This window comes from Endozoicomonas sp. Z74, assembly GCF_057680865.1.
In genome coordinates this window covers 35287-41849 of record NZ_JBLYZI010000044.1, presented here as the reverse complement: position 1 = coordinate 41849, position 6563 = coordinate 35287, and the positions used below count along the sequence as shown (strand labels likewise).

Annotated in this window: 5 protein-coding genes; 2 read left to right on the top strand and 3 right to left on the bottom strand. The window is 54.9% G+C overall.

Annotated features, from left to right (window positions below; all coding sequences use genetic code 11):
* Positions 1-169: 169 nt before the first annotated feature.
* The 3 genes from ACNRUY_RS13940 to ACNRUY_RS13930 all read right to left on the bottom strand — a co-directional run bounded on the left by ACNRUY_RS13940 (position 170) and on the right by ACNRUY_RS13930 (position 3871).
* On the bottom strand, positions 170-1321 hold the full coding sequence (locus tag ACNRUY_RS13940) for a glycerate kinase (RefSeq protein WP_488112252.1): 1152 nt from the start codon (positions 1319-1321) through the stop codon (positions 170-172).
* A gap of 11 nt (positions 1322-1332) precedes the next feature.
* Positions 1333-2598, bottom strand: coding sequence for a GntP family permease (locus tag ACNRUY_RS13935; RefSeq protein WP_488112251.1), 1266 nt, complete (start codon positions 2596-2598; stop codon positions 1333-1335).
* Positions 2599-2683: 85 nt separating this feature from the next.
* Entirely contained in the window at positions 2684-3871 is a 1188-nt protein-coding gene (locus ACNRUY_RS13930; RefSeq protein ID WP_488112250.1) for a sugar diacid recognition domain-containing protein, read from the bottom strand.
* 278 nt (positions 3872-4149) lie between these two features.
* Between ACNRUY_RS13930 and ACNRUY_RS13925 the strand changes: the two genes are divergently transcribed.
* Positions 4150-4905, top strand: coding sequence for an SDR family NAD(P)-dependent oxidoreductase (locus tag ACNRUY_RS13925; protein WP_488112249.1), 756 nt, complete (start codon positions 4150-4152; stop codon positions 4903-4905).
* A 39-nt stretch (positions 4906-4944) separates the two neighbouring features.
* Positions 4945-6450, top strand: coding sequence for a cryptochrome/photolyase family protein (locus ACNRUY_RS13920; protein ID WP_488112248.1), 1506 nt, complete (start codon positions 4945-4947; stop codon positions 6448-6450).
* Positions 6451-6563: the final 113 nt, after the last annotated feature.

Here is a 6563-nt window from a genome sequence, read left to right as displayed (position 1 = left end):
CAACAAAATACCTGTCTCGTTACCTCGGGTGGAAAAGGTTTCTTAAAACTCAACTCTTCTCAGAGGAGGCTTTTTTAGATCAAGTTTCTATACATTGGGTAGAGCAACACTTAATTTGAACAGCGCCAGCGAGACAAGTTCCTGACCCGCTGGCGATAAAGGTTATGTGTTATCGGTTGGCCAGAAGCTGCAATGTCCGGGTCAGATTCCGGGCGGCCCGTATCAGGTTTTCCTCTCCTTTACCCAGGGCTTCCTTCAGTTCCACCGGCCCATGGACAATGGGAAAAAGGGCGTCAATATGAGGGTACACTGCTTCCACACCCGCCCCAACGGAACCGGCCAGGGCAACCACCGGAATATTGGCCGCTCTGGCAATGCGGGCGACTCCCACCGGTGTTTTTCCCTGAGCGGTTTGCCCATCAATGCGGCCCTCTCCGGTGATGACCAGATCGGCACCGGACATTTTTTCTGCCAGGCCCACACTCTCCATGACAATATCAATTCCCGGTCTCAGGCTGGCATTCAGAAAGCCCAGCAGGGCCGCGCCCATTCCTCCGGCAGCGCCTGCCCCAGGTTGTTCTCTGACGCAGATACCCAGATCTTTTTTGAGAATCCTGGCGTATTGCTCAAGAGCAAGATCCAGTTGCTGGACCATTTCAGGCGTGGCCCCTTTTTGGGGGCCGAAAATGGCAGAGGCGCCATTGGGGCCGGTCAGCGGATTATCCACATCGCAGGCAGCAATAAACTCAACAGCTCCCAGTCGTTTATCCAGTGGGCGGGTGTCCACTTTGGCCAGGCGGGCGAGAGCAGCACCGCCGTAAGGCAGTTCTCTATTACTGTTATCCAGCAGGCGGGCACCCAGTGCCTGCATCATACCGGCACCACCATCATTGGTAGCGCTGCCGCCAATGCCAACAATGATTCGGCTGACCCCGTGATCCAGGGCACTCAAAATCAGCTCTCCGGTGCCAAAGGTGGTACTAACCATTGGGTTTCGTGACTCTGCTGGCACCAGCTCAAGCCCGGAAGCTCTGGCCATTTCTATGATCGCTGTTTTGCCATCACCCAGCAGCCCGAAGCTGGCATTGATTTGTCCACCCAGCGGGCCAGTCACCGGCACTTCAATGATTTGGCCCCCGGTGGCATCCACCATGGACTGCAAAGTGCCCTCACCGCCATCGGCGACGGGAACCTTGATGCATTGTGCTTCCGGAAGAATCTGCTTGACCCCGGCTTCAATGGCGCAGGCCACTTGTGCGGCGCTCAGGCACTCTTTGAAAGAGTCCGGGGCGATGACGATTTTCATGGTTGAATTGTTCAATGTCTGATCCCTCAGGCCAACTGGAAAATGCCGTAAATAATGGTGGATGTCATAGCCATACTGAAACCAATCAGGGTTTCCCAGGGCAGGGCCTGAAGCCTCTCCCGGATGGTCATGCCCACGCTGCCGCCCGTGGAATGGAAAAAACTGCCGTGGGGCATATGGTCCAGCACGGTTGCTCCGGCATGCATCATTGCCGCAGCCCCCAGGGAAGGGATACCCAGGGCAATGATAATGGGTCCGAAGACATTGGACGCAACTGCTGTGCCAGCGGTGGTGGAGGCGGTGGCCGCAGACATCATCATGCCGCTGAATGGGGCCAGGAGGTATGCAGGCAGGCCAGAGGCTTTCAACAGTTCCACCAGAGAGTCACTGAGCCCGGAGTTGGCGATAATGCCTGCCAGGGTTCCGGTACCGATCAGCATGATCGCAACACCGCTCATGCGTTGCAGGCCACCCACCGCAAAACGGTTAATGTCCCGGATTCGACCCATGGCCAGGGCTCCGGCAACACCGCCCAGGGGCAGGGCGATCATGGGGTCAATGGCAATACCGGCAATAGGGCGCAGAGCCAGCAAGGCAATGGCTACCACGGGGGCGGTCAGGGAAGCCAGGAGGGATGGACGATGGCTGTCGTGATGGGCTTCTTCGGTGGCATCAGCAGTAATGCGTGCACCTTTATTGACCAGAGACTTTGCCACAAAGTAGGTAACGATGATGCCAACCAGGGCAGGAATGATGTTGGCCATCATGACATCGGTCAGGGGCAGGTTAAAGGCGTCCGCGGCAGCTATGGTGTTGGGATTGGGGGAGATAATATTACCCGCTTTGCCTCCCCCGACCATGGCCACCAGGGAAGCCAGGATGGATATATTGGCCCTTTTGGCAATGGCCAGGGCGATAGGGGCTACGGTGATGACGGCCACATCCACAAAAACGCCTGCGGCGGTGAGCAGCATGGTGGCCAGAATCAGGGCGATGACCGCATGGGCTTCTCCCACGGCATCGACGATTTTTTCTGCGATCACACCGGCACCGCCGGATTCAATCAGCACACCCGCCAGGACGCCGGCAGCGAGAATGCGCAGAATCGATGGGGTGATGCCTTTCACGCCGCTGATCATCAGAATAACACTGTCGCCCAGGCTGGCAAGGCCAATCAGGGCTCCCAGCAGGGCTCCAATCATCATGCCATAGGCAGGTGGTACCCGTCGTAAAATCAGGCCAATGGAAATAGTGAGTCCGCTGAGGGCTCCAAGGGTTGTAATTTGTATCATTGAAAGAACCAGCATAAAAATTGTTCAGTGCTGGTTATTATCGGGATAACCCCTGGAGGAGTTATTGTGGCATTGACTGAATTATTCAGTAAATGCCCATAGGATTTTGTGCAGGTGCACAATTTTGCAATTCATGCAGTCTCAGGGAAAAGTGCAGAAACAGCAGATCACTGAAATGCCTTGGGTTGCGGCCGGTCAGCTGGTGGATGCGGTCGAGCCGGTAGCTGAGGGTATTACGGTGAATGTACAGTTTGCGGGCGGTTGCGCCGGAATCTCCATGTTGATCAATAAACCCTCTCAGTGTTTTGCGCAGTGTGCCCCTGGAATCGGCCTGGACCAGGGGCTGGATCATGTGTTGCAGGTCCCGGCCTTTCCATCCTCCGGCCAGGTCCAGCAGCAGGCTGTCCAGTTGATAATCAAAGTACCGGTACAGGATTTCTCCGGGGTTCAGTTCATTGCCCAGCTGCAAGGCTTCCTGGGCGCTCTGGTAAGAGATGGGGATGCCCCTGAGCCCTTCAACATAACGTCCCAGGGCAATCCGGAAGTCCAGGTCATCAAAACCTTCAAGGGCCAGTATCAACCGGTTCAGATAATTGGATACCTGGTCTGGATGCCATGGTTGGGTATTGTCTATTTTATGAAGTACCACAGCCTGGGTCGGGCAAACCAGTGCTACCAGATCTTCAGAACCGTTCTGGCGCAGGCACTGCTGGACAGCTTCTACCTCATCGACGTTCAGGTCCTTGCCTTTACGGGTTTTGAAACTGACGACCATGGCTACCCGTGGCAGGTGTGGGTTGATGCCCAGCTTGCGTGTCCGGACAGCAAACAGCTCATCAACCTCTGCTTCGCTATGGATCATTTCGGAAACAATATTGTCCCGCTGGCGCTGGTTCCAGTGAATTTCTGCCAGAACCGAAGCGTTTTCAATCATCAACTCTGCGGTCATGACTACCAGGTCTGCGTAGTGCGAAACGGCTTCTGGCTGGCCTGTAACGCCGACAACACCGACAATTTCTCTCCGAAAGCGCACCGGGCGGTTGATGCCCGGTTGCACACCTTTCAGCCGGGTAGCCTGGTGCGGTTGAATATCGTACGCCTGGCCGCTATCAAGGACTTTCAGGGCTCCTTCGTGCACCTGGTGCATTCGCTCTGGTGTGCCGGTACCGATAATAATACCGGTGCGATCCATCACATTGACATTATGATCAATAATGGTCATGGCTCGTTGAACGATCTGCTGGGCAACGGACGCCGTAAGAAAGACGGGCATAACGGTCACAGGACTGGCTCTGGGGAAAAAACATCCTATCGTCACAGAAGCCTGGGTGAAATAAGGGTTTACTGTGTCTAAGAGACCGTTCTGTTTATACCCAAAGGGTTTCAGGTTGCTACGCGGCGGCAAAAGAGCGAAACCCCAGGAGCTTAGATCAACTAAGTGACTGGGGAGAGTGATAGCAGCCAACAAAGTAGCAACTTGAAAGGCGACGGGTATATTCTTGTCCCAGGGCATGGCATTGTGAATGAACCCTTTAAACAGGAGGATGCGTCATGGCTCTGTCCCTCGACTCTTTCGGAGATGAACTGAAGGTGGCGGTGATTGGCGCATCCGGTGCCATTGGCAGCGCCATGGTTGACTTGTTGGCCAGCGCTCCCGGAGTCTCAGCGGTCTATGCCTTTTCCAGAAGCGGAAGGGTATCCTCAAGGGAGGGGGTAACCCATCTGGCCATTGATCTTCTGGACGAGGCATCCATCGACAATGCCGCGGACAGGGTTCCGGTTCCCCTGGATATGGTTCTGGTGACCACCGGAATTCTGCATACTGAAGGGAACCATGGGCCTGGTGTACAGCCGGAAAAGTCTATCCGGGATTTTCGAGCCGATCAGTTTGCCAGAGTGTTTGCAGTGAACACCGTTGGACCGGCCATGATCGCCCGTTATTTTCTGCCAAAGCTGGTGAAGGATCGAAAAAGTGTTTTTGCGGTGCTGTCCGCCCGGGTGGGCAGTATCTCAGACAACCGGCTTGGCGGCTGGTATGCCTACCGGGCTTCCAAGGCGGCACTGAATATGATTGTCAAAAATCTGGCTATAGAAACCGCGCGAAAGCAACGCCAGGCTGCGGTAGTAGCGCTCCACCCGGGCACGGTGGACAGTGGGCTTTCGGAGCCCTTTCAGTCCAGGGTTCCCTCCGGTCAGCTGTTTTCACCGGAATATGCCGCCGGGCAATTGTTGAGTGTGCTCAACGGGCTGACCTCAAAAGACAGTGGTGGTTTTTATGCCTGGGATGGAGAGCGTATTGAATTCTGATTTCAACAATACCTTCAGGTATCAAAGAGGGGGATAAGTATGCGGGTTATTCACTGGTTTCGTCAGGATCTGAGGCTGGGGGATAATCCGGCCCTGATTGAGGCTGCCCGAAAGGGGGAGGTCCTGCCTGTTTATATTCTCGATAATGAATCCCCCGGGGAATGGGCGGCCGGTGCTGCCAGCCGCTGGTGGTTGCATCGCTCGCTTCATCAGTTGAACGATTCCATAGGAGGAAAGCTGGTTATTCTCAAAGGGCGGGCGGATCATCTATTACCGGCCCTGGTCAGGGATTGTCAGGCAGAGGCGGTTTATTGGAACCGGTGTTATGAGCCCTGGCGCATTCAGAGAGACCGCCGTATCAAGGAAACGTTGAGATCCCAAGGGGTTGAGGTCAACAGTTTCAATGGCTCTCTGCTGTGGGAGCCCTGGACGGTTTTGAAGGCTGACGGCACCCCCTATAAAGTCTTTACACCTTTTTATCGAAAAGGCTGTTTGAAATCGGTGCCTCCACGAGAGCCTCTTCCCCGACCGAAAAAGGTTCAGTGGGCCTCCTGCTCTATGGGCAAAACACAGGCAGTGTCGCTTGAAGCGCTGAATTTATTGCCAGAAGAGGGTAATGAAACCGTACCGGTGTTTCCAGGGGGAAGCCGCAGCCTGCAGAGGGTTGACTGGACTGAGCAGCTGACCTCTTATTGGCAAAGAGATGAAGTCGGTGAAGGTATCGGTGAAGAAGCGGCTCATCTTCGTTTACAGGCCTTTATTCAGACGGGCCTGGCCAGTTACAAAGAAGGGCGGGATTATCCCGCTCGACAGTGCGTTTCCAGGCTTTCGCCCCACCTGCATTTCGGTGAGCTGTCCCCTAACCAGGTCTGGTATGAAACCGCTGCAGCGGCGGCCAGTGAGAAGGTTGAGTCAGATCTTGACCATTTTCACTCAGAACTGGGCTGGAGAGAGTTCTCTTATTATCTTTTGCTCCACTTTCCCACATTGCCTTTGGATAATTTCCAGAAGAAGTTTGACGGGTTCCCCTGGCAGAATAACCAGAAGAGGCTTAAGACCTGGCAAAGAGGGCAGACCGGTTACCCCATTGTCGATGCCGGTATGCGTGAGTTATGGCAGACCGGTTTTATGCATAACCGGGTTCGCATGATTGTGGGGTCTTTTCTGATCAAGAATCTTTTGCAGGACTGGCGCCAGGGGGAGCAGTGGTTCTGGGATTGCCTGGTGGATGCGGACCTGGCCAGTAATGCCGCCAGCTGGCAGTGGGTGGCGGGGTCAGGCGCTGATGCGGCACCGTATTTCAGGATTTTCAATCCGGTGACCCAGGCGAAGAAGTTTGATCCTCAGGGAGATTACATTCGCCAGTATGTTCCGGAACTGACGAATGTGCCGCTGCCCCACCTGTTTGCTCCCTGGGAGGCGCCTGAAGCATTGCTCAAGGAGTCCGGTGTCGTGTTAGGGAAGGACTACCCCAAACCGGTAGTGGATTTAAAGCGATCCCGGGAACGGGCTTTGGCCGCCTGGCAGCAGTTGAAAAACGCATAAACAGATCATCACCTCCTCCATGTGTGGAAAAGGCATTGCCAGGCACAGGGGAGCCACTGAAGGCGGTCCAGGAGGGAGACCATTGATCATGCTCTGTTGGAATAATAACATGG